This window comes from Myxococcus sp. XM-1-1-1, assembly GCF_020037095.1.
GTDB lineage: Bacteria > Myxococcota > Myxococcia > Myxococcales > Myxococcaceae > Myxococcus > Myxococcus fulvus.
Genome location: NZ_JAIQDH010000001.1, coordinates 890842 through 916577, shown reverse-complemented (window position 1 = coordinate 916577; position 25736 = coordinate 890842). Strand labels below are relative to the sequence as shown.

At 70.9% G+C, this 25736-nt stretch carries 24 protein-coding genes and 1 pseudogene; 15 read left to right on the top strand and 10 right to left on the bottom strand.

The window, feature by feature from the left end:
• Positions 1–36: 36 nt before the first annotated feature.
• Genes K8640_RS03760 through K8640_RS03745 form a run of 4 tightly spaced genes read left to right on the top strand, consistent with a single transcriptional unit; the run spans position 37 to position 3614 of the window.
• Positions 37–717 carry a response regulator gene (locus tag K8640_RS03760; protein WP_046714861.1) on the top strand — a complete coding sequence of 227 codons (681 nt, stop codon included), beginning with the start codon at positions 37–39 and terminating at the stop codon, positions 715–717.
• A 20-nt stretch (positions 718–737) separates the two neighbouring features.
• On the top strand, positions 738–2093 hold the full coding sequence (locus K8640_RS03755; protein WP_141327730.1) for a cell wall metabolism sensor histidine kinase WalK: 1356 nt from the start codon (positions 738–740) through the stop codon (positions 2091–2093).
• A gap of 12 nt (positions 2094–2105) precedes the next feature.
• Entirely contained in the window at positions 2106–3050 is a 945-nt protein-coding gene (locus K8640_RS03750; protein WP_223745799.1) for a metallophosphoesterase, read from the top strand.
• 60 nt (positions 3051–3110) lie between these two features.
• The gene (locus K8640_RS03745) at positions 3111–3614 is read left to right on the top strand and encodes a histidine phosphatase family protein (RefSeq protein WP_223745798.1); all 504 of its coding nucleotides are present in this window, start codon (positions 3111–3113) and stop codon (positions 3612–3614) included.
• Between the two features lie 2 nt (positions 3615–3616).
• Here the strand turns inward: K8640_RS03745 and K8640_RS03740 are convergent, their stop codons facing one another.
• The 7 genes from K8640_RS03740 to K8640_RS03710 form a co-directional block, all read right to left on the bottom strand.
• Positions 3617–4066: a DUF1634 domain-containing protein gene (locus tag K8640_RS03740; RefSeq protein WP_223745797.1), complete on the bottom strand. Its 450-nt coding sequence runs from the start codon at positions 4064–4066 to the stop codon at positions 3617–3619.
• Positions 4063–4908, bottom strand: a complete 846-nt coding sequence (locus K8640_RS03735; protein WP_046714866.1) for a sulfite exporter TauE/SafE family protein — start codon at positions 4906–4908, stop codon at positions 4063–4065. The genes K8640_RS03740 and K8640_RS03735 overlap by 4 nt, the downstream gene beginning before the upstream one ends.
• Positions 4909–5007: 99 nt before the next feature.
• Positions 5008–5757 carry a carbonic anhydrase gene (locus K8640_RS03730; protein ID WP_223745796.1) on the bottom strand — a complete coding sequence of 250 codons (750 nt, stop codon included), beginning with the start codon at positions 5755–5757 and terminating at the stop codon, positions 5008–5010.
• Positions 5754–7298, bottom strand: coding sequence for a SulP family inorganic anion transporter (locus tag K8640_RS03725; protein ID WP_223745795.1), 1545 nt, complete (start codon positions 7296–7298; stop codon positions 5754–5756). Before K8640_RS03725 ends, K8640_RS03730 begins: the two co-directional genes overlap by 4 nt.
• Before the next feature lie 241 nt (positions 7299–7539).
• Positions 7540–8883, bottom strand: coding sequence for a sigma-54 dependent transcriptional regulator (locus tag K8640_RS03720; RefSeq protein WP_141332964.1), 1344 nt, complete (start codon positions 8881–8883; stop codon positions 7540–7542).
• Positions 8880–10556 (bottom strand): PAS domain-containing sensor histidine kinase, encoded by a 1677-nt coding sequence (locus K8640_RS03715; protein WP_223745794.1) that lies wholly within the window; start codon positions 10554–10556, stop codon positions 8880–8882. The genes K8640_RS03720 and K8640_RS03715 overlap by 4 nt, the downstream gene beginning before the upstream one ends.
• Positions 10557–10630: 74 nt before the next feature.
• Complete coding sequence (locus tag K8640_RS03710; protein ID WP_223745793.1) at positions 10631–12028, bottom strand: hydroxymethylglutaryl-CoA reductase, degradative; 1398 nt, start codon at positions 12026–12028, stop codon at positions 10631–10633.
• A 585-nt stretch (positions 12029–12613) separates the two neighbouring features.
• On the opposite strand from K8640_RS03710, the gene K8640_RS03705 reads away from it, so the two are divergent.
• The 11 genes from K8640_RS03705 (at position 12614) to K8640_RS03655 (ending at position 23110) form a co-directional block, all read left to right on the top strand.
• A complete protein-coding gene (locus tag K8640_RS03705) occupies positions 12614–13306 on the top strand; it encodes a response regulator (protein WP_223745792.1) in 693 nt (230 codons plus the stop codon).
• Positions 13307–13396: 90 nt separating this feature from the next.
• Positions 13397–14665, top strand: coding sequence for a porin (locus K8640_RS03700; RefSeq protein WP_223745791.1), 1269 nt, complete (start codon positions 13397–13399; stop codon positions 14663–14665).
• 49 nt (positions 14666–14714) lie between these two features.
• Positions 14715–15536, top strand: a complete 822-nt coding sequence (locus K8640_RS03695) for a phosphate ABC transporter substrate-binding protein (protein WP_223745790.1) — start codon at positions 14715–14717, stop codon at positions 15534–15536.
• A 42-nt stretch (positions 15537–15578) separates the two neighbouring features.
• A complete protein-coding gene (gene pstC / locus K8640_RS03690; RefSeq protein ID WP_223745789.1) occupies positions 15579–16586 on the top strand; it encodes a phosphate ABC transporter permease subunit PstC in 1008 nt (335 codons plus the stop codon).
• The gene (gene pstA, locus K8640_RS03685) at positions 16583–17494 is read left to right on the top strand and encodes a phosphate ABC transporter permease PstA (protein ID WP_223745788.1); all 912 of its coding nucleotides are present in this window, start codon (positions 16583–16585) and stop codon (positions 17492–17494) included. Before pstC ends, pstA begins: the two co-directional genes overlap by 4 nt.
• Before the next feature lie 48 nt (positions 17495–17542).
• Positions 17543–18286: a phosphate ABC transporter ATP-binding protein PstB gene (gene pstB / locus K8640_RS03680; protein WP_218035661.1), complete on the top strand. Its 744-nt coding sequence runs from the start codon at positions 17543–17545 to the stop codon at positions 18284–18286.
• A 23-nt stretch (positions 18287–18309) separates the two neighbouring features.
• Complete coding sequence (gene phoU, locus K8640_RS03675) at positions 18310–18996, top strand: phosphate signaling complex protein PhoU (protein ID WP_223745873.1); 687 nt, start codon at positions 18310–18312, stop codon at positions 18994–18996.
• 136 nt (positions 18997–19132) lie between these two features.
• Complete coding sequence (locus K8640_RS03670) at positions 19133–20341, top strand: ceramide glucosyltransferase (RefSeq protein ID WP_223745787.1); 1209 nt, start codon at positions 19133–19135, stop codon at positions 20339–20341.
• A gap of 63 nt (positions 20342–20404) precedes the next feature.
• A complete protein-coding gene (locus tag K8640_RS03665; protein WP_223745786.1) occupies positions 20405–21256 on the top strand; it encodes a metallophosphoesterase in 852 nt (283 codons plus the stop codon).
• Between the two features lie 96 nt (positions 21257–21352).
• Positions 21353–21742, top strand: a complete 390-nt coding sequence (locus tag K8640_RS03660; RefSeq protein ID WP_083560251.1) for a response regulator — start codon at positions 21353–21355, stop codon at positions 21740–21742.
• 78 nt (positions 21743–21820) lie between these two features.
• Positions 21821–23110, top strand: a complete 1290-nt coding sequence (locus tag K8640_RS03655) for a hemolysin family protein (protein ID WP_223745872.1) — start codon at positions 21821–21823, stop codon at positions 23108–23110.
• A 9-nt stretch (positions 23111–23119) separates the two neighbouring features.
• On the opposite strand, the gene K8640_RS03650 is transcribed toward K8640_RS03655, so the two are convergent.
• From K8640_RS03650 to K8640_RS03640, 3 genes and pseudogenes are all read right to left on the bottom strand, one after another.
• Positions 23120–23839 carry an autoinducer binding domain-containing protein gene (locus K8640_RS03650; RefSeq protein WP_223745785.1) on the bottom strand — a complete coding sequence of 240 codons (720 nt, stop codon included), beginning with the start codon at positions 23837–23839 and terminating at the stop codon, positions 23120–23122.
• 138 nt (positions 23840–23977) lie between these two features.
• Positions 23978–24577: pseudogene (locus K8640_RS03645) on the bottom strand (putative N-acetylmannosamine-6-phosphate 2-epimerase).
• An 89-nt stretch (positions 24578–24666) separates the two neighbouring features.
• Positions 24667–25425, bottom strand: a complete 759-nt coding sequence (locus K8640_RS03640) for a class I SAM-dependent methyltransferase (protein ID WP_223745784.1) — start codon at positions 25423–25425, stop codon at positions 24667–24669.
• Positions 25426–25736: the final 311 nt, after the last annotated feature.

The following is a 25736-nucleotide window of genomic DNA, read 5'->3' as shown; positions in this document are numbered from 1 at the left end:
CGGGCACAGCGCCGCCCACCGCCTTAAGAGGACGCCATGACGCGAATCCTGATCATCGAGGACGAGCAGGACCTCGCCGGCCTCGTCGAATACAACCTGCGGGCCGCCGGCTTCGAGACCGAGTCCGCCAACACGGGCGCCGGGGGACTGGCCCGCGCGCGCGCCAACCCGCCGGACCTGCTGCTGCTGGACCTCATGCTGCCGGACATCGCGGGCGGCGAGGTGCTGCGGATGCTCAAGCAGGACCCGGAGCTGCGCAAGACGTCCGTCATCATCGTCAGCGCCAAGGGCCAGGAGTCCGACCGCGTGCAGGGCCTGGAGCTGGGCGCGGACGACTACGTGGTGAAGCCCTTCTCCGTGCGCGAGCTGCTCCTGCGCGTCAAGGCGGTGCTGCGCCGGGGCGACGCCGACGAGGGGCCCGCGCAGGTGCTCGCCGCGGGCGACATCCTCCTGGACACCTCCCGCCACCAGGTGCGCGTGAAGAACGAGGAGGTCATCCTCACCGCGCTGGAGTTCCGCCTGCTGCGCACGCTCTTGGAGCGAAGCGATCGCGTGCAGACGCGCGAGGTGCTCCTGTCCGACGTCTGGGGCATCCAGGCCGAGATCCACACCCGCACCGTGGACACGCACATCAAGCGGCTGCGCGAGAAGCTCGGCCCCGCCGGTGACATCATCGAGACGGTGCGCGGCGTGGGCTACAAGCTCAGCCCTCCGTAGCCGACGAGCCCCCACGCGCCATGCCCCTGCGCTACACGCTGCTCCCCCTGCTCCTGCCCGCCACGGTGGTGGGCCTGCTCGTGGCCTCGCTCGGGACGCCGAGCGGCGCGGTGCCGGTGGCGCTCATCACCCTGGCCGGCTCGCTCATGGCGCTGGGGCTCAGCCGAGGCGCGCTGCAGCGCCAGCTGGACCGGCTGGAGCGCAGCACGCGCGGCCGCGCCGAGGGCGGCAACGGGCCCACGCCGGACCCGGACCGGCTGGAGGAGGTGGCGAGCCTGGAGGGCGCCATCGACTCGCTGCACGCGCGCCTGTCCGCGCGCAACACCGAGCTGAGCCAGGAGACGCGCACGCTCACCGCCGTGCTGGACAGCATGGCCGAGGGCGTCTGGGTGACGGACGCCGAGGGCACGGTGGTGCGCCACAACGACGCCTTGCGCGGCATCCTCCAGCCCGGCGCCTCCCTCGTCGGCCAGCGCCCCCTGGCCATCCTGCGCGATGACCAGCTCCATGACGCCGTCATGCGCGCCTGCCGCGAGGGCGCCTCCCGGCACCTGGAGCTGTCGCTCGAGGGGCTGTTCCCCCGCACGCTGTCCATCCGGGTGACGCCGCTGGGCAAGGACCTGCCGGGCAGTGCCGCCGTCTTCCACGACGTCACCGAGCTGCGCCGGCTGGAGAAGGTGCGCAAGGACTTCGTCGCCAACGTGTCCCACGAGCTGCGCACGCCCATCACCGCCATCCGTGGCTACGCCGAGACGCTCCAGGGCGGCGCGCTCGGGGACGCGAAGATGGCCCCACGCATGGTGGAAATCATCCACCGTCAGTCCGAGCGCCTCTCCGAGCTGGTGGAGGACCTGCTGGAGCTGTCACGGCTGGAGTCGCGCGAGGTGAACCTGAAACTCGGGGAAGTCTCGCTCGCCGAGGCCGCCGCCCGGGCCGCCGACACGGTGCGCCTGAAGGCCGAGGGCAAGGGCCACGTGGTTTCACTCCACGTCCCGGCGGGCCTGCGGGCGGTGGGAGACCCGCGCGCGGTGGAGCAGGTGCTGCTCAACCTCCTCGACAACGCGGTGAAGTACACGCCGGCGGGCGGGCGGGTGGACGTGGACGGAGCGTGCGAGGACGGGCGGTGCGTGGTGCGGGTGCGGGACACGGGGGTGGGCATCGAGCCGCGCCACCTGTCGCGAATCTTCGAGCGCTTCTACCGGGTGGACAAGGGTCGCAGCCGGGACATGGGCGGCACGGGGCTGGGGCTCTCCATCGTGAAACACCTGCTCCAGGCCATGGACGGCGAGGTCAAGGTCGAGAGCCAACCGAACGAGGGCAGCACCTTCACCATTTTTCTGCCCCAGGCGGCCCCCGCGCGGTCTGCGACGGGATAGGATGGCACGACCATGCGGGTCGCCATCCTCGCGGACATTCACGGCAACCTCCCCGCCTGCGAGGCCGTGCTGGAGGACATCGAGCGCTCGGTGGCGCCCGACTTCATCGTCGCGGCCGGAGACCTGGCGCTGCGCGGCGCGCACCCTCGCGAGACGGTGGACCTCATCTTCGACCGCTGCGACTCCGTGCTGATGGGGAACACGGACTGCTACCTCGCCGGGAACTACCTGGGGGGTGCGTACCGGGAGCGGGACCACTGGAAGACGGAGCTGTTGCGCTGGACGCGGGAGCAGTTGGGCGAGGAGCACCTGCGCAAGCTGGGCGCCCTGCCCTTCTCCGTGCGCTACACGCCGCGCAAGGGGCAGGACCTCTTCGTGTGCCACGCCAACCCGCGCAACCTCGAGGAGTCGCTGGACCCCACGCTGGATGACGTGGCGGTGCGCCGCTACTTCGCCCACCTGGACGCGGCCGCGTGCGCCTTCGGCCACCTGCACTTCCCCTACCGCCGCCGCGTGGGCCGCATGCTCATCGCGGACGTGGCCAGCGCGGGCATCCCCCGTGACGGGGATTTGCGCCCCGCCTACGGCGTCTTCACGTACACGCCCAAGGGCTGGCGCGTGCAGATCCGCCGCGTGCGCTACCCGGTGCGCAAGGCCACCCAGGCGCTCACCGCGCGCCGCGTGCCGGGCGGGCCGCTGCTCATCCACAAGCTGGTGGAGGCACGCTACCGCCACCACCACGCGCTGATGGAGGCCGCGCGCCGTCACTCCGGCCTGCCGCCTCCGGGCCCCGTGCTGCGGCCCCCGCCGGGCGCGCCCATCCGCAACGCGGCGGTGCCGCTGGAGGGCCGGGCGCCCCCGGAGGTCGACCCCACCTCCCTGCCCACGGACATGGACGGCACCGTCACGGACGCGACGCCGCTGCCGCTGGATGTGTTGAACGACCTGGACGGCTGAGATTTGTCGCCAGGGCGTTGCTTGAGTCGGGACGCCCCGGGTGGTTGAGGGCAGGCCACCATGTCCCCACGCGAACTGCCCCTGCTGCTCGTCCGCCACGCCGAAGCCGAGGAGGCCCACGTGCTGGGCGACGAGGCCCGCGCGCTCACCCCCGAAGGCCGCGCGCTGTTCCGCCAGCACGCGCGCAAGCTCGCCCGCCTCACGCCGCTGCGCGGCATCCTCACCAGCCCCCTGGTGCGCGCCGTCCAGACGGCGGAGCTGCTCGCCGAGGCCCTGGGCCTGGCCCAGGTGGACGTCCACCCCGCGCTCCTGCCGAAGAAGGGCGCGGCCCGTCGCATCCTGAAGCTCGCCCACGAGCTGGGCCCGGGCTTCGCGCTGGTGGGCCACAACCCCTCGCTGGAGAAGGCGCTCGCGCTCGCGCTGGGCGACGACACCCGCGCCCCCGACAAGCTGCGCAAGGGCACCGCGGTGGCCCTGCGGGCCCTCGACGACGACGGCGGCTACCAGCTCGAGTGGTGGGCCGCGCCGGGCCGCTCGCTCAAGCGCTACGACACGCAAGGCTGACGTCAGCCCTCCGCCGCGCCCACCAGGAAGGACACCAGCAGCAGCGTCAGCACACACGTGGTGATGGCCACGTAGAGCCTGTCCTTCTGCTGCCGGAAGATGAGCAGCGACAGCGCCACGCGCATCACCGGCACGGCCATCATCACCAACAGGCCCGCCATCACGAAGGACTGCCCGCGCGCGGCCAGGGCGCCGGCCACCACGTCCGCCAGCCCATGCGGCACCGGGTGCGGCGCGGTGAGCCGCTCCAGCGCCTCCGACGACACCAGGTAGTCGGGGTGGCGCAAGAACGTCACCACCGTGCCCAGCGTCACCAACGCCATGCTGGCGAGCACGCCGTAGCGCAGCAGGTCACTGATGAGCAGCTCCGCGCTCAGCGGGGCGTCCCCCGCGGGAGGCACCACCACCGCGCGGACCTCCACGCGGGGCTCGTTCGACGAAGGCTCGCTCATGACGTCCACCCCTTGCGCAACATCTCGAAGGCCACCCACAGCAACACGCCCACGAAGAGCGCGCGCAGCCACGCGGCATTCACCCGGGCCATCAGGTGCCGCGAGCCCAGCCACGCGCCCAACGTGACGCCCACGCACACGGGCCCCGCGATGAACGGGTCGATGTGGCCTCGCGCGAAGTACACGCCCGCACTGGCCGCCGCCGTGACGCCAATCATGAAGTTGCTCGTCGCCGTGGACACCTTCAGCGGCAGCCGCATCGTCAGGTCCATGGCCGGCACCTTCAGCGCGCCCGAGCCGATGCCCAGCATGCCGCTCACCGTGCCGGCCACGTACATCAGCCCCAGCCCCGCCACGGGCCGGGTGACGCGGTAGCCCACCTCGCGTCCCAGCGACTCGTCGAAGTAGCTGCCGTGCAGCCCCAGCCGGTCCGCGAGCGCGTCCTCGGGCACCTCGGTGGGCACCGCGCCCGACTTCAGCCGGCGCAGCATCACCAGCGCCGAGTACGCCATGACGGCGCCGAAGACCAGGTATACCCCGCGCCCGCCCACCCGACCCGACAGGAAGGCCCCGGTGAGCGCGCCCGCCGTGGTGGCCAATTCCAGGAACATGGCCACGCGCAGGTTGGCCATCCGCTCGCGCACGTACGCAGCCGCGGCGCCGCTGGACGTGGCGATGACGGAGACGATGGACGCACCCACCGCGTAGTGGATGTCCACCTTCAACAGCAGCGTCAGCACGGGGATGAGGATGAGCCCGCCGCCAATCCCCAGCAGGGAGCCCAAGAGGCCCGCGCCCACGGAGAAGGCCAGGACGACGAACGTGAAGAGGAAGGGTGTCATGCGGCGCCGGGCCGCATCCTTCCTCTCCTCCGCCCGAATTCCAATCAGGAGTCACGGCCCGAAACGGGCCGTGCCCCTCGCCTGCTTGCTACGAGACGGCTAGTGGCCGCTGGCCACGGCCGACAGGTGCACCGCGCCCGCGCCGTTCGACGGGTTCACCACCGCGGCCGGAGTCGGCGCGTCGCCGCCCAGCTCGCGCAGGAGCGCCTCCCCCACCAGCTCCGTCATGGGGATGAAGCGGCCATGCGCCGGGCGCCACACGTGCACCTGCGCGTTGGCGATGTCGAACCACCAGCCGTGCAGCCGCAGCTTGCCCGCCGCCACGCGCTCCTTCACGAGCGGGTAGGAGGCCACGTGCTCCAACTGCTGGAGCACGTTGAGCTGCGAGAGGCGGTCGTAGTCCGGAAGGTCCTCCCCCAGCTTGCTGCCGGCCTTGAACGTCTTGAGCGACTCGTTGCCGTGCGAAAGCCACGCCGACAGGTTCGGCGCGCCGGGCACCTGACCGCCCGCGAGCAGCGCCTTCATGGCGCCGCAGCTCGAGTGGCCGCAGATGACCACGTCCTGGACCTCCAGGTTGGCGATGGAGAACTCCAGCGCCGCGGCCTCGGACTGGTCGCCCGTGGAGACGCCCTGCGCGTCCGACGCGGGCACCATGTTGCCCACGTTGCGCACGACGAACAGGTCGCCGGGGTCCGTGGACACCATGAGGTTGGGCACCAGCCGGCTGTCCGAGCAGGAGATGAAGAGACAATCCGGAGACTGACCCTTCGCCAGCCTGGCGAACACGTCCCGGTAGGCGGGCCGGCTCTTGAGCTGGAAGTCCAAGAGACCACGAATGAGCTTCTTCATCGGGCACCTTCTGAGGCGAGAGTGTTGTTGGGAACCTGGTGACCCAGGACAGGACTCGAGGTCTTGGACGTCCCGCTGCGGACCCAGACCTCCTCGAGCGACTCCATGACGACCGAGCCGCCCGTCTTGCGATGCGTGTCACTCCAGCTTTCGATGGCCTCGAAGCCCGAGTGGTCCAGCGTATCCACGGCCAGGTCCACGCGGACCTTGCTCCCCGCGGGCACCTGCGCCAGCGCCATGGACAGACGGGGGACACCCACGAAGGTGAGCGAGCCGGACACCTGGACGAGGTACTCGTCCTGCACCTGCTTCACGTCCACCTTCACGCTGCCCAGCCGCCACAACAACCGCAGGATGGCCACCAGCAATCCCAGGCCGATGCCCGCCAGCAGGTTGATGCCGACGACGCCCGCCACCGTCACCGCGTACACGAGCACCTCGCCGCGCTTCTGCAGCTCGCGGATGTGGTGCAGGTTGACCAGCTTGGTGCCGACAACGACGAGCAGACCGGCCAGCACCGTCAGCGGCACCAGGCCCGCCACCGAGCCGAGCGTGGTGACGAAGAGCAGGAGCCACAGGCCGTGCATGACGGCCGACCAGCGCGACTTCGCGCCCGCGGCGAGGTTGGCCGCGCTGCGCACGATGACGCCGGTGATCGGCAGGCCGCCGATGAGACCCGACACCGTGTTCGCCACGCCCTGCGCGAACAGCTCCTTGTCCAGGTTGGCCCGGGGGCCCGTGTGCATCTTGTCCGTGGCCACCGCGCACAGGAGCGACTCCGCGCTCGCCACCAGCGCCAGCGACAGCACCGCCGCGATGAACGTGCCCCAGCTGCCCGCCGCGGGCAGCGCCGGCAGCTGGATGCTGCTGAACACGTTCTCCGGCAGCTGCACGCGCGCCACGTCCGCGCCCCAGAACACCGAGACCGCCGTCGCGCCCACCACCGCCACCAGCGGCGCGGGCACCAGCTTCAGCTTGCCCTTGCCGATGAACGGCCACACCACCATCAACCCGATGGTGACCAGGCCCAGCAGCGCGGCCGGGCCGTGCAGCCCGATGAGCTGCTCGGGCAGCTCCTTGATGTTCTGCCAGGCGCTCGACTGGGGACTGCCGCCCAGCACGATGTGGATCTGCCCCAGCACGATGAGGATGCCGATACCGGCCAGCATCCCGTGAATCACCGCGGGGGAGATGGCCAGCGCCGCGCGCGCCACCTTCAGCCCACCGAAGGCCATCTGCAGCAGGCCCGCGGCGGCCACCGCGGCGCACGTCATCGCCAGGCCCATGGTCTGGATGAAGCCGAACACCATCACCGCCAGGCCGGCGGCGGGGCCGCTCACCTGCATCGGCGCGCCGCCCAAGAGGCCCACCACCACGCCGCCCACCACGCCGGCGATGAGGCCCGACACGATCGGCGCACCGGAGGCCAGGGCGATGCCCATGCACAACGGCAACGCCACCAGGAACACCACCAAGGAAGCGGGCAGGTCAGCGGCCAGGTTCTTCCAGGCCGAGCCAGCGTTCCCATGACTCGTCGACATCGCCATACACCTCCACGAGAAGACGCCACCGGGGGTGGCGCACGCTGAGTCTCGCGGCGCGTCATGGCAATGAATGTGCCACGCCCCAACCCCTTGGATTCACATGCGAATCCCCCATCCAGGGTGGGCGGGCGATGAAAGGAAACTTCAGTGGCCGGGGGCCGACTTCAAGAAACTTGAGCAAGGAACTTGAAGTCCCCTGCCCCGGGCGGCCGTCGGCGGGCCGCCGTGGGACGGCGGCTCAGGACTCCTCGAGCTTGCGCAGGAAGGTGGGATACGACAGGCCCAGGGCCTTGGCGGCCTCCATGCGGCGGCCCTCCAGCCTGCCCAGCACGTGCTTCACGTAGAGCCGCTCCACCTCGTCGAGCGTGCGGGGCCCTCCGGAGACGACGAAGGCGTCCGGGTCCACCGCGGCGGGGCCCTGGTTGCCGCGGGGCTCCAGCGCCTGGAGCTCCAGCGCGGGGCCGGACTCGAGCACCAGCGCGCGCTCGAGCACGTTGCGAAGCTCGCGCACGTTGCCCGGGAAGCGGTAGCGCTCCAGGCGGGCCTTCGCCGCGCTGGAGAAGTCCACCGGCCTGCGCCCCAGCTCCGCGCACAGCTCCACCAGGAGCGACTCCGCCAGCGGCAGCACGTCCTCGCGCCGCTCGCGCAGGGGCGGAATCTCCACGCGGAAGACGCTGAGCCGGAAGTAGAGGTCCTCGCGGAAGCGCCCCTCGGCCACCTCGCGCGTGAGGTCGCGGTTGGTGGCCGTCACCACGCGCGCGTTGCTCGTCAGCTCCGTCGTCCCGCCCAGCCGCCGGAAGGCGCCCTGGTCCAGGAACGTGAGCAGCTTGGCCTGCAGGCTCAGCGGCAATTCGCCAATCTCGTCGAGGAAGAGGATGCCGCCGTCGGCCACCTCCACCAGCCCGCGCCGGGCCGCGCGCGCGTCGGTGAAGGCGCCCCGCTCGTGGCCGAACAGCTCGCTCTCCACCAGCGCCGACGGCAGCGCCGCGCAGTTGACGTGCACGAAGGGCCCCTGCCCGCCCTGCACGTTGTGCAGGTGGCGCGCGAGCACCTCCTTGCCCGCGCCCGTCTCGCCGGTGATGAGCACCGGGCTGCGCGGCGCGGTGGCGATGCGCTCGATCATCTGCAGCGCCTCCACCATGGCCGGCGCGCGCGGACGCAAGAGCCGACGCCGCCCGCCCAGCTCGCTCTCCGCCTGGCGCAGCCGCTCGTGCAGTTGCAGGTCCTGCGCGGCCCTGCGCGCGCGCAGCACCAGGTCGTCCAGCTCCACGGGCTTGGACAGGTAGTCGCGCGCGCCCTGCTTGATGGCGTCCACCGCGCTGGCGATGTCGCCGTGCGCCGTCACCATCATCACCGCCGTGTCCGGGAACTGCGCGCGCAGCTCCGGCAGGAAGTCGATGCCGTCCCCGTCCGGCAGGCGCCTGTCGAGCACCACCACCTCGGGGGCCTGCCGGGCGAGCGCCGCGCGCGCGTCATGGAGCGAGTGCGCCAGCGTCACGCGGAAGCCCTCGTGACGCAGCACGGTGGCCGCCAGCGAGGCGAAGGTCCGGTCGTCATCCACCAGCAACAGATGGGTGCTCATGAGGTGCGCTCCAGGGGCAACCGCAGCGTGAAGAGGCTGCCCTGTGGACGGCGGGTATAGGTCAGGCTTCCACCATGTGCCTCCACGGACGTGCGCGCCATGGGCAACCCCAGGCCCACGCCCTTGGCCCGTCCGGTGGCGAAGGGCTCCCACAGCCGGGGCTCCAGCCGGGGGTCCACCCCGCCCGCGTTGTCCTCCACCACCAGCACCGCCTCCGGGCCCTCGCGCGACAGGCTCACCGACACCCACGGCGAGGGGCGCAGGCCCGTGTCCTTCGCCACCGCGCCCGCCTCCACCGCGTTGCGCACCAGGTTGTCCACGGCGGACACCAGCAGCGCCGCGTCCCCCTGCACCGTGAGATGCTCCTCCAGCGACGTGCGCAGCTCCACCGTCTCCGACTCCGGCAGCATGCGCACCGACTGCAGCGCCTCGCCCACCAACAGATGCAGCTCGCAGCTGCGGCGCAGCGCGGCACGCGGCGCGCCGAACGACAAGAGCGAGCGCGCCAGGTGCCCCAGCCGCTCCACCTGCGAGCGCAGGCCGATGACGGGCAGCTCGCTGCCCGCGGGCGTGGTCCTCAAGACCGACAGCGCCGCCTGGATTCCGTTGAGCGCGTTCTTCACCTCGTGGGCGATGAGCGCGGCCGCCGTGCCCAGCGCCGCCATGGTCTCCTGACGACGCAGCCGCTCCTCCGCCGCGAGCAGCGAGCGGTAGGAGTGACGCAGCAGGACGAGGAACAGGCCCAGCGTGCAGGTGAGCAGCGCGATGTGGAAGGCGAGCTGGCGCAGGAAGCGCGAGCGCAGGCCCGCGGTGGCGGACTGCTCCTCCTCGAGCACCACCAAGAGCAGCTCGCTGCGTCCCACCCACGCCGCGGCCCCCATCAGCCGGGTGCCCTCCAGCATCAGCGGCCCGGGCGCCTTCGCCAGGGCGCGCAGCGACTGCGAGAAGTCCTCCGCGTGGCTGAAGGTCGCCGACGGCAGCAGCAGCCGCCCGCGCGCGTCCATCAGGAACAGCGCCGTCTCCTCCGTGGCGCGCGTGGGCAAAGCCTCCGTGCGCACCTCACCGAGCAGCACCCCCTTGAGCTGGCCGTCGCTCATCATGGGCACCGCCACCACCAGCGGGCCGCCCTCGCCCTCCAGCAGGTCGATGGTGGGCGCCTTCCTCTCCACCATGCGCTGGAACCAGGGCCTGCGGGTGATGGGCGTCGCGCCCAGGGACATGCCGGGCGGGTCGCTCCACACGCGCTCCCCCTTGGGGCCCAACAGCGCCACGCCCTCCGAGAAGAGCGACGAGTGGTAGAAGGCGCTGTCGAGCAGCGCCTGCTCCGCCGGGGACGCGCCGTCCTCGGGCAGCAGCATGGGATGGCCCGCGACGCGCGCCAGCTCCGCCTCCAGCAGCAGCAGGTGGACCCCCAGCGCGTCCGCCTGCACCCGGGCCTGGTTGGACAGGTGGCCGAGCAGCTCCTCCCGCGCGTTGTCCACATCCTCGAGGTAGCCGAGGACGGGGCTCGTCAGCGCCACCACGCCCACCAGGCCCAGCCCCAGGAGCGCCGAGCGGCCCCCCCGCCGCTGCTCCTGCGCCAGCTGCCCCGGCGTGGGCGTCAGCGTGGGCACCGGCAGGTGGCGCAGGGGCGCGGTGGAGGGTGGCGCGGGAGGCGGTTCGGGCGGGGTCATGGCGTGCTCGCCCCGCCGTTGTGGCACAGCCCCCGCGCCTGGGGAACCGACAACGCGCGGGCGTCAGCCCGCGCTCACTCCAGGTCCTCGCGACGCCGCAGGTCCCCCGCGGGTGGCGGCGGCGCCAGGCTGGCCGCCTCCCCTCCGCCGCGCATCCTGTCCAGCACCTGACGCGCCCGGTCCGGCTTCACCTCGCCCTCCTGCACGAGCAGCGCGGCGATGGCCTCCACCCACTCGGGCGGCGCGCCCACGCTCGAGGCCACGGTGCGCGCATGCACCGCCATGTGGCCCCGCTGCACGCCCGCCGCGCCCAGCTCGCGCAGCGCCGCCAGGTTCTGCGCCAGCCCCACCGAGACGAAGATGCACGCCAGCTCCCGCGCATTGGGCCGCCCCAGCAGGGTGAGCGCCGACTGGACGCCGGGGTGCGACTGGAGGGTGCCGCCCACGGTGCCCAGCGCCAGCGGCAGCTGGAGCTCGCCCACCAGGTTGCCGGCCTCCCTGCGCCACACCGACAGCGGACCGTAGCGCCCCCGGAGGGCCGCGAACGCGTGCGCGCCCGCCTCGATGGCGCGCCAGTCCTGCCCCGTGGCGAGCGCGAGCGCGTCGATGCCGTTCATGATGCCCTTGTTGTGCGCGGCCGCCCGGTACGGGTCCGCCTGGGCGAAGCGGCTGGCCTGGACCACGCCCTCCGCCACCTCGGTGCCGGACAACCCGAAGTCCCCCAGCGTCCGCTCGGGGATGGAACAGCGCGCGCGCGCCAGGCACTGGGCCGACAGGTGCGTCAGGGCGCGCACGTACACCTTGCCCCCGGTGAGCTGCTCGATGCGCGGCGCGAGCGTCTCCATCATCGAGTCCACCACGACCGCGCCCTGCGACTCCCGCGTGTCGACGTGCACGTGCACCACGAGCAGCGGATCCATCCCGGGCTCCGGCGAGGGCAACAGCCGCACCTCCACCTCCCGCGCCCCTGCGCCTTCCTCCGCCAGCTGGGGATGCAGGCTGTTGGCCAGCGCGAGCAGCTCCGTGCGCGCCTCCAGGACGCGCGCCATGGCGAAGCTGGGCGGCCCGAAGCGGGTGACCTGGATCTGACCGAGCATCAGCGACGGGTCCGCCTCCGCGAGGAACCCACCCGCCTCTCCCACCAGCTTCGCCGCGAAGGAGGCGGCCGTGATGACCGACGGCTCCTCCACCACCATGGGCACCGCGTAGGCGCGCCCGTTGACCTTCAGGTGGAGCCCCAGGCCCAGGGGCAGGCTGAACAGCCCCACCGCGCTCTCCACCGCCGACAAGGTCGTCTGCATCCGGGGGCCCTGCTCCCCGGTGAGCCCGCTCAACGCCTCCGCGTCCAACCCCAGCTCCACCCCCACCCGCTCGCGACGCTCCTCCAGCGACAACCGCTGGAAGCCCGCGAATACGGACTGGGTGGACCTGTCACCACGAACGCCCTGCGTATCCAGAAACTCATCCGTCATCAATCACCTCACACCATGACAATCCCTCTCAAATGAGTCACGCGCAACCCACGAGCAATATGACACATCACCACCCCCCGGGGACCATTGTCGCACCGCGGACATCCGCGCCCCCATGCGGTTCGTCAGCCCACAGAGACATTGAACCCAGGCACAAGGAACCCCGCCCCCGAGCGATGGACCGGGTCTCATGGACGATTCCTTGCATCCAGCATTTGCAACCGCCCCGCATTTATCCCGGGGCCCCATCCTCCCCGCCCGCACTCCGGCCCGCACGCAATCCGTCTGTCTTTCACAAAGCCTTGCAGCCCGCGCTGATTCCGCACCGTGAAACACGTGCGGGCGGTCTTGCGCATGCGGGCCACGGCCGCGAGGAAGACCTCCGGCCCCACCGGACCTGTCTTGAGTAATGGGGTCGGGCCGGCGGACGAAGGACCCCTCGGTCCCAGGCCATTGTCACATTCTCGTCAGGACGCCCCGGCCCGCATTCCTGGCGGCTCGCCCGCCCTGGCGTCCGCCCGCATCACACAATCGTTGCAAACGCGTCACGTGCATGGAAATCGGGCCGCGCAGACTCCGGGCGCCATGGCCCACGTCCTCATCGTCGACGACGAACCCGATCTCGCCCAGCTCATCGACTTCAACCTGCGCGACTCCGGCTTCTCCACCCAGCTCGCAGGCACGGGCGAGGCCGCCCTCGTCGCGGCCCGGGAGAAGCCCCCCGAGCTCGTGCTGCTGGACCTGATGCTGCCCGACATGTCCGGCATCGATGTCTGCCGGCAGCTGCGCGCCCAGTCCCCGTCCCGCGAAGTCCTCATCGTCATGCTCACCGCCAAGGGCGAGGAGGCGGACCGCATCCGCGGCTTCGAGGTCGGCGCGGACGACTACGTCGTCAAGCCCTTCAGCGTCCGGGAGCTGGTCCTCCGCCTCAAGGCCATCCTGCGCCGGGGCGGCACGTCGCAGACCACCGCGGAGACGGCGCCCCTGGCCCTGGGCGCGCTCAAGCTGGACCTGTCCGCCCACCGCTTCTACGTGGAGGACAAGGAGGTCCCCCTCACCGCGCTGGAGTTCCGGCTGCTCGGCCACCTCATGACGCGCACGGGCCGGGTCCAGACGCGCGAGCAGCTCCTCGAGGAGGTGTGGGGCCTGTCCTCGTCCCTGGAGACGCGCACCATCGACACCCACGTCATGCGCCTGCGCGACAAGCTGGGCCCGGCGCGCACCCTGCTGGAGACGGTGCGCGGGGTGGGCTACCGCATCGTCGACCCGGCCCACTGACTTCGTGACACGGATGTCACACAAGGGACCCGAAACAGCCACGGACGTTACCTAGAAGCCAGTTTCGTGACCCTCCCGAAACCCTCCTCGATGCGTCTCGTCACCACCTTCCTCACCCTCTGCGTGGCGTCCGGCCCGGCCCTGGCCCAGGAGCCCGCGTCACCGCCGGCCGAGGCGTCCGCCCCCCAGGTGCCCTCCGCCGACGCCCAGGCGCCCGCCGAGCCGCCCCCCGCCGACAGCGCGCCGGCGGACGCGGACCTGGACGAGCGGATGACGAACGCCGAGGGGAAGGTGGCCGCGCTGGAGGAGCAGAACGCGGAGACGAAGGTGGACCTGTCCGCGCTCAAGAAGCTGAAGATTTCGGGCTACGTCCAGGGGCGCTACCAGTACCAGCAGAGCCTGGATGACAGCGGCTCGGGCGGCTTCAGCCGCTTCACCGTGCGCCGAGGCCGCCTCAAGACGACGTACACCACGGACTGGTCCCAGCTGATGTTGCAGTTCGACGGCGTGCCCACCACGGGCGTCACCGTGCGCGACGCGGAGGCCACGCTCTACATCCCGGGCACCCACCAGCAGTTGGGCCTGACGCTGGGCCAGATGAAGTGGCCCTTCGGCTACGAGGCCGTGCAGTCCTCCAGCGACCGCGAGATTCCCGAGCGCACCCGCGTGGTGCGCGCCTTCCTGCCCGACGAGCGGGACCGCGGCGTGAAGTTCGCCGGCAACTTCCTGGACGGGAAGCTCCACTTCAGCGGCGGCGTGTTCGACGGCGACGGCATCTTCAACCAGGGCTACGTCGGCTCCGACAACGACAAGGAGAAGGACGCCATCGGCCGCGCGGGCTTCGACCTGGGCTGGGTGTCCGGCGGCATCTCCGGCTGGTACGGCCACACCATCACCAAGGGCCCCACGGACACCTACCGCAAGGCGTACACGCGGGATCGTCTGGCACTGGACGCCCAGCTCTACCTGGACGTGCTGCCCTTCGGGGCCACGGCCATCAAGGGCGAGTACATCACCGGGCGCTCGTACTGGAAGAGCTCTGGCGACGTGAAGATTGAACAGCCGGGTGTGCCCGCCAGCGGCTGGTACGGGCTCATCGTCCAGAACATCGGCCTGACGGACGCGGTGGCTGTCCGCTACGACTTCTTCGACCCGGAGAACGGCCGCAAGAACACGGTGACGGACGGACGCCCGGCCAGCACCAACTCGGTGGGCACCCTGGCCGTCGCCGTCCTCCACTACTTCGGCGAACACTTCAAGGTCACCGCCGCCTACGAGATGCCCGTGACGTCCGCGCCCGGCGCCCCGAAGGACCCGCACGACAACCTCTTCACGCTTCAGATGCAGGCTCGCTACTAGGCCCTACCTTCCCACCGACCCACAACGCTTCGTCAAGGAGCTGACCACCATGAAGACTTTCATTGGTTCACTCATCGCGGGCCTGCTGCTCGCCCTCCCGCTCTCCGCCCATGCGGGCAACGTCACCGTGAAGGGCTCTGACACCATGGTCATCCTCGGGCAGCGATGGGCCGAGGAGTTCATGAAGAAGACGCCCGCCACCAAGGTGCAAGTGACGGGCGGAGGCTCCGGCGTGGGCCTGGCCGCGCTGCAGAACGGCACCACCGAAATCGCCATGTCCAGCCGCGAAATCAAGGACGCGGAGAAGCAGAAGCTGCGCGCGCGCTACAACACCACGGGCCAGGAGATTCCCGTCGCCAAGGACGGCGTCACCTTCTACGTCAACGAGGGCAACCCCGTGACGGCCCTCACCGTGGAGCAGCTGCGCGGCATCTACGTGGGGGATGTCACCAACTGGAAGCAGGTGGGCGGCCCCGACGCGCCCATCATCATCTACTCGCGCGAGAACTCCTCGGGCACCTACGTCTTCGTCAAGGACCACGTCCTGGACGGCGAGGACTACGCCGCCTCCGCCCAGACACTGCCGGGCACCGCCGCCGTGGTGAACGCCGTCTCCAAGGAGAAGAACAGCATCGGCTACGGCGGCTCCGCCTACGCCAAGGGCATCAAGGAGCTGAAGATCAAGAAGGGCAACGAGGAGATCTCCCCCTCGGCCGAGAACATCAAGACGGGCAAGTACCCGCTGTCGCGCGACCTCTACTTCTACCTGCGCAACAAGCCCGCCGGAGACGCGAAGGCGTTCATCGACTTCGCGCTGTCCCCGGAAGGCCAGGCCGTCGTCACGAAGGTCGGCTACTTCCCGGTGAAGTGACGCCGGGCCGTCACACGAATGTCACGCGGGGCTGGAGGCCACATGGATAGACAGGCCGTCATGGAGCAGGGTCTCACTCAGCCTCTGGTCGCGCCCTCGCTGTCCCCGGCCGCGCGGCGACGGCAGCTCAAGGAGAAGGCCATCGCGGGGTTCATCACCCTGATGGCCTTCACCGGCATCGCGGCGCTCATCCTCATCCTCATCTTCGTGGCCAAGGAGGCCCTGGCCCTCTTCACCCAGGCCGAGGCCCGACACGAGGCCAGCCTGTCGAAGATGTTCCTGCCGCAGGAGGTCCCCCCCGGCCGCCCGCCCTTCCGCTGGCAGCCGGTGTCGAAGCTTCCCAAGGTCAGCATGATTCCGCTGTTCGTCGGCACGCTGAAGACGACGGTGGTCTCCATGCTCGTCGCGGTGCCGCTGGGCGTGTTCGGCGCGCTGTTCGCCGCGGAGTTCGCGCCCCGCCGCCTGCGGGAGTTGCTCAAGCCCGTCATCGAGCTGCTCGCGGGCATCCCCTCCGTCGTGCTCGGCTTCTTCGCGCTGATGGTGATGTCCACCGTCATCAAGGACGTCTTCGCCTTCGACCGGCCGCTCAACGCCATGGTGGCGGGCCTGGGCCTGGCGCTCGCCATCGTCCCGGTCATCTTCACCGTGTCCGAGGACGCGCTCACCGCGGTGCCGCGCAGCTACCGCGAGGCGTCGCTCGCGCTCGGGGCCACGCCCTGGGAGACGGCCTGGAAGGTGGTGCTCCCCGCCGCGGCCCCCGGCATCCTCGCCGCCTGCGTGCTGGGCTTCGGGCGCGCCATCGGTGAGACGATGATCGTCCTCATGGCCTCCGGCAACGCGGACGTCATCTCCTGGAGCCTGGGGGACTCGGCGCGCTCCTTGTCGGCCACCATCGCCGCGGAGATGGGCGAGGTGGTGGTGGGCAGCCCGCACTACTCGCTGCTGTTCTTCATCGGCGTGCAGCTCTTCCTGTTCACCTTCGTCCTCAACCTGCTCGCCTCCACGTGGACCCGGCGGGTGGTGAAGAAGCTCACCGGAGGTGCGGCGTGACGCCCGGCACCCGCCGCGCCGTGGGCCTCGCGCTCACGTCGCTCACTGGACTCGCCGCGTTCGTCATCGTCGCGGTGCTGGCCATCATCCTCTTCAACGTGGTGGAGAACGGCGCCGGGGGCGTCACCTGGACCTTCCTCACCCAGCCGCCCGAGGACGGGATGATGGCGGGCGGCATCTTCCCCGCCATCTTCGGCACCGCCGCGCTCACCCTCCTGATGACGCTCGCGGTGATGCCGGTGGGCGTGCTCACCGCGGTGTACCTGCACGAGTACGCGCCCCCGAACTCCCTCTTCGCCCGCGTCGTCCGCGTGGCGGTGGTGAACCTGGCGGGCGTGCCCTCCATCGTGTTCGGCCTGTTCGGCCTGGGCTTCTTCATCCTCTTCGTGGGCCAGGGCATGGACCGGGCGCTCGGCCACGAGGAGATGTACTGGGCCCAGCCCGGCATCCTCTGGGCGTCGCTGACGCTCGCGGTGCTCACGCTGCCCGTGGTCATCGTCTCCACCGAGGAGGCGCTGCGCGCGGTCCCCATGGACCACCGCACCGCGAGCCTCGCCCTGGGCGCCACCCAGTCCCAGACGCTGGCGCGGGTGGTGCTGCCGGGCGCACTGCCGGGCATCCTCACCGGCGCGGTGCTGGCCATCTCCCGCGGCGCGGGTGAGGTGGCGCCCATCCTCTTCACGGGCGCGGCCTACTTCCTGCCGGACCTGCCCTCGCACCTCAACTCGCAGTTCATGCACCTGGGCTACCACACGTACGTGATGGCCACGCAGTCGCCGGACGTGGAGGCCACCCGTCCCCTGCTCTACGCGACGGTGCTGGTGCTGCTGCTGCTCACGTTCGCCCTCAACCTGGTCGCGGTCATCATCCGGACCCGCACGCGCCGCAAGGCCGCGGGCGCCCACTGACGGTACACGCCCTCCATGTCCCTCACGCCCAACGCTCCCCGCCCGAAGATGGAGGCCCGCGAGCTGACGCTCCGGTACGGCGCCAAGGAGGCCATCAAGAAGGTCTCCCTGGCCATCCAGGACCGGCGCGTCACCGCCCTCATCGGCCCGTCCGGCTGCGGCAAGTCCACCTTCCTGCGCTCGCTCAACCGGATGAATGACTTGATTCCGGGCGCCAACCACACCGGCACCATCCTGCTGGACGACACGGACATCCATGACCGGAGCGTGGACGTGGTGGACCTGCGCCGCCGCGTGGGCATGGTCTTCCAGAAGTCCAACCCGTTCCCCAAGAGCATCTTCGAGAACGTCGCCTACGGCCTGCGCGTGGGCGGGATGAAGGACAAGGCGGCCCTGGCCCAGCGCGTGGAGAAGTCCCTGCGCGGCGCGGCCCTGTGGGACGAGGTGAAGGACCGGCTGCACGAGAGCGCCCTGGGCCTGTCCGGCGGCCAGCAGCAGCGGTTGTGCATCGCCCGCGCGATGGCGGTGGAGCCGCAGGTGCTGCTGATGGACGAGCCGGCGAGCGCGCTGGACCCCATCGCCACGGCCAAGATCGAAGAGCTCATCCACGAGCTGAAGGCGACGTACACCATCGCCATCGTCACCCACAACATGCAGCAGGCCGCCCGCGTGAGCGACAGGACGGCTTTCTTCTACATGGGTGAGCTGGTGGAGTGCGGGCCCACCGAGCAGATCTTCACCAACCCGCGCGAGAAGCGCACCGAGGACTACGTCACCGGGAAGTTCGGGTGAGCGCAGAGAAGGGATTGTCGCAGATGCCGTTGACCCACACGGACAAGGCGTTCGAGCAGGACCTGAGGGACTTGCGCGAGAAGCTCCTCGCGATGGGGGCCAAGGTGGAGGGCCTCATCGCCCAGAGCATGCGCGCCCTCACGGACCGCGACAGCGCCCTGGCGGAGAAGGTCGTCGCGGCCGACAAGGACGTCAACCGGCTGGAGGTGGAGATCGACGAGCTGTGCCGGCGCATCCTCGCGCTGCGCCAGCCGGCCGCCAGTGATTTGCGCCTCATCACCACGGCCTTGAAGATCGTCACGGACCTGGAGCGCATCGGAGACCTGGCGGTCAACATCGCCGAGCGCTCCATGGACCTGAACCAGGTGCCGCCGCTGGCGCCCTACGTGGACACGCCCCGGCTGGCGGAGCTGGCCCAGCAGCAGGTGAAGCGCTCGTTGGACGCCTTCGTGTCCAACGACGTGGCGAAGGCGGAGGAGGTGCTCCAGGGGGATGACCTGCTGGACGCGCTGTTCCTCAAGATCTTCAACGAGCTGCTGGCGTACATGATGGAGGACTCGCGCAACATCCGGCGGGCCACCGCGCTGATGTTCATCGCCAAGCACCTGGAGCGCATCGGCGACCACGCGCTGAACGTGGCGGAGATGGTCGTCTACATGGTGCGGGGCAAGGACATCCGCCATCCGCGCAGCCGCAACCTGGGCGACTAGCCGGACGGCTTCACCGCGCCGTCACGTGGAATTGCCCGGGGCGCCCCGGGCGCTCCCCACGCCTGACGCGCGGGCCCCCTAGCGTGGCAACCGGTCGCGCGATGACCGCGCGCCAGTCCCCGGGGACCGCCCGCGCATGTCGCTCGCCTCCGCCCTCCTGCTGTTCGCCGCCTCTTTCGGCCTCACCGCGCTCGCCGTCCAGTACGTGCTCGTGCTCCGCCACCGCCGTGAGGCGCCCCGGGCCCTCCCCACAGGCGCCCCGTGGCCCGCCATCTCCATCCTCAAGCCCCTGTGCGGCGCGGATGACGACCTGGAGACCAACCTCAAGCACTTCGCCCACCTGGACTACCCCGGCACCTATGAAGTCGTCCTGGGCGTCAAGGACACGCGCGACGCGGCGTACCCCGTGGCGTGCGAGGCGGTGCGCCGCTGGCCCGGCGTCATGCGCCTGGCGCTGCAGGAGGGCGCCCCCGGCCTCAATCCGAAGGTGAACCAGCTCATCACCCTGGCGGACCGGGCCCGGTACGACCTCTTCGTCATCAGCGACAGCAACACGCGGGTGGCGCCCGGCTACCTGGAGGAGATCGCCGCGGGCTTCGCGGACCCGACGGTGGGCTGCGTGACGCACCCCGTCTCGGGCATCGGCGAGAGGAGCCTGGGTTCGCTCCTGGACAACCTCTACCTGACGTCCAGCGCGGCGGCGGGGATGATTGGCGCCAAGCGCCTGGCGGACCAGGACATCGTCGTGGGCAAGTCCATGGCGCTCAAGCGCGCGGACGTCGACGCGCTGGGCGGCTTCTACTCGGTGCGCGACGTGCTCGCGGAGGACTTCGTCATCGGCCAGTGGGTGACGCGCAAGTTGGGACGCCGCGTCGTGGTGGCGCGCGCGCCCGTCTACAACGTGTCGCTGGGCAAGAGCGTGCGCGCCTTCTTCCAGCGCTACCTGCGCTGGAGCGTCATCCACCGGACGGCCGTGACGCCGTCCACGTATGTCGCGCAGTCGCTGCTCAACCCCGCGCCGCTGGCCGTGGCGGGGGCGCTGGTGAGCCCCTGCCTGGAGTCGGTGACGCTGGCCACGCTCGTCGTGCTCGGCAAGGTCCTGGTGGACCTGGGCGCGTTTCGCGCGCTGCGTCCCCAGCCGGTGTCATGGCGCGCCGCGCCGGCGGTGCTGCTCAAGGACGTGCTGCTGTTCGCCGCGTGGTGGCACGGCGTGTTCTGCCGCACGGTGGACTGGCGCGGGACGCGGCTTCGCGTGGGCCCGGGCACCCGCCTCTTGCCGCCACGCGCGCGCGTGTCCACGGCGGACGCGGCGCTGGCCCCTCGGGACGAGTGGGTCGCCGGCTGATGCACAGGTGTTTCATCACGCTCGCGACGGATTCACGTGGCGGACGTGAAGCCGACGCGGTCGATGCCTACGTTGCTGTGCATGCCCCCAAGGACGTTGGCGCACCTTTCGGATCTGCACCTGGACCTGAGCCCGGCCAGTGACGCCCAGGCCCGGGCGCTCGTCGCCGCGCTCCAGGCGAACCGCGCGGACCACGTGGTGGTGACCGGTGACTTGACGCACCAGGGCTCGCACGAGGAGTACCGTCGCTTCCTCGACATCTTCTCGCCGCTGTTGGACACCGGACGGCTCACGCTCATCCCCGGCAACCACGACCGCCCTGGCGAGGACGTGGGCGGCGGCTGGATGGACGGCCTGAAGGTCCGCACCGTGGAGCGCCCCGGGCTGTATCTGGTGTGCGTGGACTCCACCGGCGAGCACAACCGCAACTACTTCGCGAGCCACGGCGAGCTGTCGCTCGAGACGGTGGAGCAGGTGGAGAAGGCGCTCGGCCGCGCCCCCAAGGACGCGCTGGTGGCGGTGCTGGTGCACCACCACGTGCTGCCCCTGCCCGAGGAGAGCTTCCCGGAGCGGCTCGCCACGCGCATGGGCTGGCCCCACGCGTCCGAGCTGTCCCTGGGCGCGGAGCTGGTGGCGCGCATCCAGGGCAGGTGCGACCTGGTCCTCCACGGCCACCGCCACCACCCCAACGAGACGGTGGTGGACACGGCCCATGGCCGCCCCTTGCGCGTCTTCAACGCGGGCAGCTCCACCGACCTGGGGCGCTTCCGGCTGCTCCAGCACTCGGAGGGGCGCCTGCTGAGCGAGCCGGTGTGGTGCCACTCCACCCAGCCGGAGCGTCCGCGCACGGCCAGCCACAACGTGCGCCCCGCGCTGCAGTACCTCGTCACCCAGCTGGGCATGGCCCTCTTCTGATGTCCGCCCGCCCGCTCTGCGAGCGGAAGCCATTCCACCGGGGGAAGCGAATGGCCCGGGGGCGCGGTGGGGTTCTTCCCATGTTGGGGAGGATGCTTGGCGCGACTGGACACCGATGACGGCTCGAGAAGAGTGCTGGTGGTCGACGACGACGCGGACTGGCGGGAGTTCCTGCGGCTCAGCCTGGAGGAACTGGGGTATGACACGATGGAGGCGGCCGACGGCCAGGAGGCCCTGGACAGCCTCCGGCGCGGTGAGCGCTTCGAGGTCATGCTGCTGGACCTGAACATGCCGGGCATGAGCGGCCTGGAGGTCGTGGAGAAGCTCGAGCGGCTGCCACGAGGGCCCCACCCCCGGGTGGTGTTCCTGACCTCGGCGGCGGCCCAGGACGTGGGCATGGCCCTCTTGGCCGGCCCCCACTACTACCTGCCCAAGGGCGCCAGCCGGGACCAACTGTCTCTGCTCTTGCAGTCACTTGGTGGGTGAGCCGCCGGCCAACCGGGGATACGGTAGAGGGCTCCTGAGAGGAGGGCCGTCATCGCATCGGAGCTGCTCGTCATCTTGTTGCTCGTCCTGGCCAATGGCGTGTTCGCCGGGGCCGAGCTCGCCATCATTTCCATCCGAAGGACGCGGCTGAAGGAGCTGATGGAGCAAGGCAGTGGCTCCGCCAAGGCGGTGGAGGCCCTGCGGGCCAACCCCGAGCGGTTCCTCGCCACGGTGCAGATCGGCATCACCGTCATCGGCGCGACGGCGGCGGCCTTCGGTGGCGCGAGCATCGCCAACCGCCTGGCCCCGGTGCTGATGGAGCTGGGCCTGCCGGAGACGACGGCGGACGAGGTGGCCCTGGCCGCGGTGGTCGTATTCGTGTCGTTCCTGTCGCTGGTGCTCGGGGAGCTGGTGCCCAAGTCGCTGGCGCTGCGCGCGTCCGAGCGCTACGGGATGCTCATCGGCCGGCCCCTGCTGGGCCTGTCGTGGGTGATGCGGCCGGTGGTGTGGTTCCTCACGGCCAGCTCCAACGTGGTGCTGCGGCTGTTCGGCGACAAGACGAACTTCACCGAGAGCCGGCTGTCCGCGGAGGAGCTCCAGGCGCTGGTGGAGGAGGCCGCGAAGCAGGGCTCGTTGGACCCGAAGGCGGGCGAAATCGCCTCGCGCGCGTTCGAGATGGGCGAGCTGACGGTGGGCGAGCTGATGGTGACGCGCGAGCAGATCGTCGCGCTGCGTCGCCACGCGAGCGCGGACGAGATTCGCCAGATGCTGCTGGAGCGCGGGCACTCGCGGATGCCGGTGTTCGAGGGTTCACTGGACAACATCGTCGGCTACGTCATCGCCAAGGACCTGCTCGCCGTGGCGTGGGAGGGGAACCTCATCGTCCTGGAGGACGTGCTCAGGCCGGCCTTCTTCCTGGTGGAGACGATGCGGGCCATGGACGCGCTGAAGGAGCTGCAGCGCCGTCGCATGCAGCTGGCCATCATCGTGGACGAGCGCGGCGGCGTGGTGGGCCTGGTGACGGTGGAGGACCTGGTCGAGGAGATGGTGGGCGACATCCTCAGCGAGTCGGAGACGCCCGAGGAGCTGGTGCGGCGCGAGAGCCCCGTGGCGGCGGTGGTGCAGGGCAGCGCGGCCATCCGCGACATCAACCGCGAGCTGGGGCTGGAGCTGGCCGAGGACGGCGACTACTCCACGGTGGCGGGGCTGAGCATCGCGCTGGCGGGCGGCGCCATCCCCGAGCCCGGCACCAAGCTGAAGACCAAGGACGGCCTGGAGCTGGAGGTGGTGGAGGCCTCGCCCCGGCGCGTGCGCACGGTGCGCATCTTCCTGCCGCCGCCCCAGCCGGAAGAAGGCGACAGCGCCTGAGGCCCGTGCTCACCCCGCGTCCATCAGCCCCAGGGTGAGCGCCTTCACCACGGCCTGGACCTTGTTGGTGGCGTTGAGCTTGAGCAGGGCGTTGCCGATGTGGAAGTTCACGGTGCGCTCGGAGATGTCGAGGATGGTGCTGATGTCCGCGGACGTCTTGCCCTCCCCCGTCCAGAGCAGCACCTCGCGCTCGCGCGGCGTCAGCGCGGTGTCCACGTCCGGCGCGAGCCGGGGCACCAGCAGGCCCATCATCCGCGCGTGGAGCTGGTGGGCCGTCACCAGCATCGGCTGACGCAGCGCCGCGAGCGCGGCGTCGGAGAGCGGCTCGGGTGACGCGCGGGCGAAGGTGAGCAGGCCGAAGACGCCATGCGCCGCCCAGCACGACTGGGCCACCGCGGAGGCCAGCCCGAAGGCGCGGGCATCCTCGAGGAGCTGGGGGGCCTGGGCGAAGAGCTCGTCGGACCAGACCACGAGCTCGGTGCTGCTCGCGCCCAGGCGGACCACCGGGTCGATGCGCAGGTAGTCGTGCTTCCGGTAGTGCGCCATCCATCCCGGCGGATAGGAGTCGAAGGTCGCCACCACGGGATGGGCGACGGGCCAGGGCATGCGCAACAGGTAGCCGCAGAAGTCGAAGCCCAGCGTGCGGGCCAGGGCGTCCACGCGCTCGAACAAGGCCTGCGCCTCATCCGCGCGCCGCGACGGCGGTCCGCTCGCCTCCCCCGTGGCCATCTGCCCTCCCTCCTCGTCGGAGCCAGGCTGGATGAGACCGACGATGAGTGGATGATATAGACAGCCCTCCCCCGGCGGACCACCCTCGATGGCTGTCTTTGCCCCGCATGGGGCGCGCGCCTGGCCCGCACCGCGCATTCAGCGCGCGCGGAGGGCCTTGGCGAAGGTCGCGGTGATGATTTGAGGGCGGGTGATGGCGCTGCCCACGACGACCAGGTCCGAGCCGAGCCGCAAGGTCCGCGCGGCCTGCGCCGGCGTCGAGATGGCGCCCTCGGCCACCAGTGGGCAGCGCACCACGGCGGCGCGCAGCGCCCTCAGGTGCTCGAAGTCATCGTCGCAGAGGTGGCGCCCGGCCGTCTCCCGGGTGAAGCCATACAGGCCGCTGGAGACACAGTCGAACCCCAGCTCCTGGGCGAGCGCGGCCTCGCGGACGGTGGCCACCTCCGCCATCAACGGGACGTCCGGGTAGCGGGCGCGGACCTTGCGGACCAGGTCCGGGAGCGACTCACCCTCCGGACGCCACCGCTACGTCGCGTCGATGCCCACCAGCTGGGCGCCGGCGTCCACCACCTCGGCCACCTCCGCGAGCGTCGGAGTGACGCGCACCCTCGAGCCTGGATACTCGCGGAGGAGGACGCCGAGGAGCGGCAGGGGGACCTTCGCGCGAATCGCGGCGATCTCCGCGGGCCCGTTGGCGAGGAGGCCCTGCGCCCCGCCCCGGACCGCGGCGACGGCCATGGCGGCCATGAACGCGCTGCCATGGAGCGGATCGCCGGGCAGGGCCTCGCAGGCCACCACGAGGCCTCCCTGGAGTTGTTGGAGCAGCCTCATCCGGAGACCCGCGCCCGTCGGCAGTCGAGCATCGCGGCGTGGGGCCTTCGCAGGTAGGCGTGCAGCGCGGGAGGGGCGTCCTCGACGCGGGCGAGCCCCGGGGGCCAGGGGTCGGCCCAGAACACGGGCCCGAAGCCCGCGTCTCGCAAGGCCTCCTCGATGGAATTCCTGGACCAGTACCAGGCGGTGACGTCTGCCTCCACGCCCGCGGCGCGCAGCTCGACTCGCAGCGCGCCTCCTTCCGCATGGGGCGCGTCCGAGACCAGCCGCAGGCCATAGGGAGCGTAGTAGTCCGGGTCGGGCGCGTGGTCGGGATGGAGCGGCAGCGCGAGCAGACGTCCTCCCGGGCGCAGCACCCGGGCCATGCTCGCGCACATCTGTCGCAGCTCGCTCCGCGTGGAGGCATACGGGAGGACGTACACGGCCAACACCAGGTCGAACCGCTGCTCCAGCTCGGGCGTCAGCCGAGACACGTATTCGATGCCGCGCTGCTCCTTCGCCTCCCGCTGCCGCGCGGCGCTCAGCATCCCCTCGGACGCGTCATGGCCCACCACCCGGCGGGCCCCTCGCCCGGCGAGCAGCCGGGAGTACAGCCCCGCGCCACAGCCGAAGTCGAGCACGTCGCTGCGCGTCAGGTCTCCCAGCGAGTGGAGCACCGAGGGCACCTCGATGTCCCGACGGAAGGGCCAGGGGGCGACGTCCTCGTAGAGGCTCGCCAGGTCGTCGAACTGGCGCTCTGCGGCGGTGGCGGACATCGACGACCTCCCGTGCGAAGGGTTCCCCTGAGTTAAAGCCAGACACCTCGGGTGGGAAACCTGTCAGGACTGACAGGATGGGCCCCTTCAGCGATGGCCGCGCCCCTGCCCTCGCGCCGGACGGCGCCCGAGCCTCCGCGGCGAATCCCAGACACCCCGGGCGGGCGCCCGCTCTTTCTCGCCGTTTCAGACACCGTGATGCACGGCGGGTCCCAGGGGACACGGAATCTGGGCTTTACTGACTGGGACTCGGTTACACGAACAACCTCGGTTGGGTGGAAACCACCCCTCGGTGAGTCATTGCGTGAATG

Excerpts from the sequence above, each read along its gene's own strand:
- K8640_RS03760 (WP_046714861.1), top strand. The coding sequence starts at position 37 with ATGACGCGAATCCTGATCATCGAGGACGAGCAGGACCTCGCCGGCCTC.
- K8640_RS03755 (WP_141327730.1), top strand. The coding sequence starts at position 738 with ATGCCCCTGCGCTACACGCTGCTCCCCCTGCTCCTGCCCGCCACGGTG.
- K8640_RS03750 (WP_223745799.1), top strand. The coding sequence starts at position 2,106 with ATGCGGGTCGCCATCCTCGCGGACATTCACGGCAACCTCCCCGCCTGC.
- K8640_RS03745 (WP_223745798.1), top strand. The coding sequence starts at position 3,111 with ATGTCCCCACGCGAACTGCCCCTGCTGCTCGTCCGCCACGCCGAAGCC.
- K8640_RS03740 (WP_223745797.1), bottom strand. The coding sequence starts at position 4,066 with ATGAGCGAGCCTTCGTCGAACGAGCCCCGCGTGGAGGTCCGCGCGGTG.
- K8640_RS03735 (WP_046714866.1), bottom strand. The coding sequence starts at position 4,908 with ATGACACCCTTCCTCTTCACGTTCGTCGTCCTGGCCTTCTCCGTGGGC.
- K8640_RS03730 (WP_223745796.1), bottom strand. The coding sequence starts at position 5,757 with ATGAAGAAGCTCATTCGTGGTCTCTTGGACTTCCAGCTCAAGAGCCGG.
- K8640_RS03725 (WP_223745795.1), bottom strand. The coding sequence starts at position 7,298 with ATGTCGACGAGTCATGGGAACGCTGGCTCGGCCTGGAAGAACCTGGCC.
- K8640_RS03720 (WP_141332964.1), bottom strand. The coding sequence starts at position 8,883 with ATGAGCACCCATCTGTTGCTGGTGGATGACGACCGGACCTTCGCCTCG.
- K8640_RS03715 (WP_223745794.1), bottom strand. The coding sequence starts at position 10,556 with ATGACCCCGCCCGAACCGCCTCCCGCGCCACCCTCCACCGCGCCCCTG.
- K8640_RS03710 (WP_223745793.1), bottom strand. The coding sequence starts at position 12,028 with ATGACGGATGAGTTTCTGGATACGCAGGGCGTTCGTGGTGACAGGTCC.
- K8640_RS03705 (WP_223745792.1), top strand. The coding sequence starts at position 12,614 with ATGGCCCACGTCCTCATCGTCGACGACGAACCCGATCTCGCCCAGCTC.
- K8640_RS03700 (WP_223745791.1), top strand. The coding sequence starts at position 13,397 with ATGCGTCTCGTCACCACCTTCCTCACCCTCTGCGTGGCGTCCGGCCCG.
- K8640_RS03695 (WP_223745790.1), top strand. The coding sequence starts at position 14,715 with ATGAAGACTTTCATTGGTTCACTCATCGCGGGCCTGCTGCTCGCCCTC.
- pstC (WP_223745789.1), top strand. The coding sequence starts at position 15,579 with ATGGATAGACAGGCCGTCATGGAGCAGGGTCTCACTCAGCCTCTGGTC.
- pstB (WP_218035661.1), top strand. The coding sequence starts at position 17,543 with ATGGAGGCCCGCGAGCTGACGCTCCGGTACGGCGCCAAGGAGGCCATC.
- phoU (WP_223745873.1), top strand. The coding sequence starts at position 18,310 with ATGCCGTTGACCCACACGGACAAGGCGTTCGAGCAGGACCTGAGGGAC.
- K8640_RS03670 (WP_223745787.1), top strand. The coding sequence starts at position 19,133 with ATGTCGCTCGCCTCCGCCCTCCTGCTGTTCGCCGCCTCTTTCGGCCTC.
- K8640_RS03665 (WP_223745786.1), top strand. The coding sequence starts at position 20,405 with ATGCCTACGTTGCTGTGCATGCCCCCAAGGACGTTGGCGCACCTTTCG.
- K8640_RS03650 (WP_223745785.1), bottom strand. The coding sequence starts at position 23,839 with ATGGCCACGGGGGAGGCGAGCGGACCGCCGTCGCGGCGCGCGGATGAG.
- K8640_RS03640 (WP_223745784.1), bottom strand. The coding sequence starts at position 25,425 with ATGTCCGCCACCGCCGCAGAGCGCCAGTTCGACGACCTGGCGAGCCTC.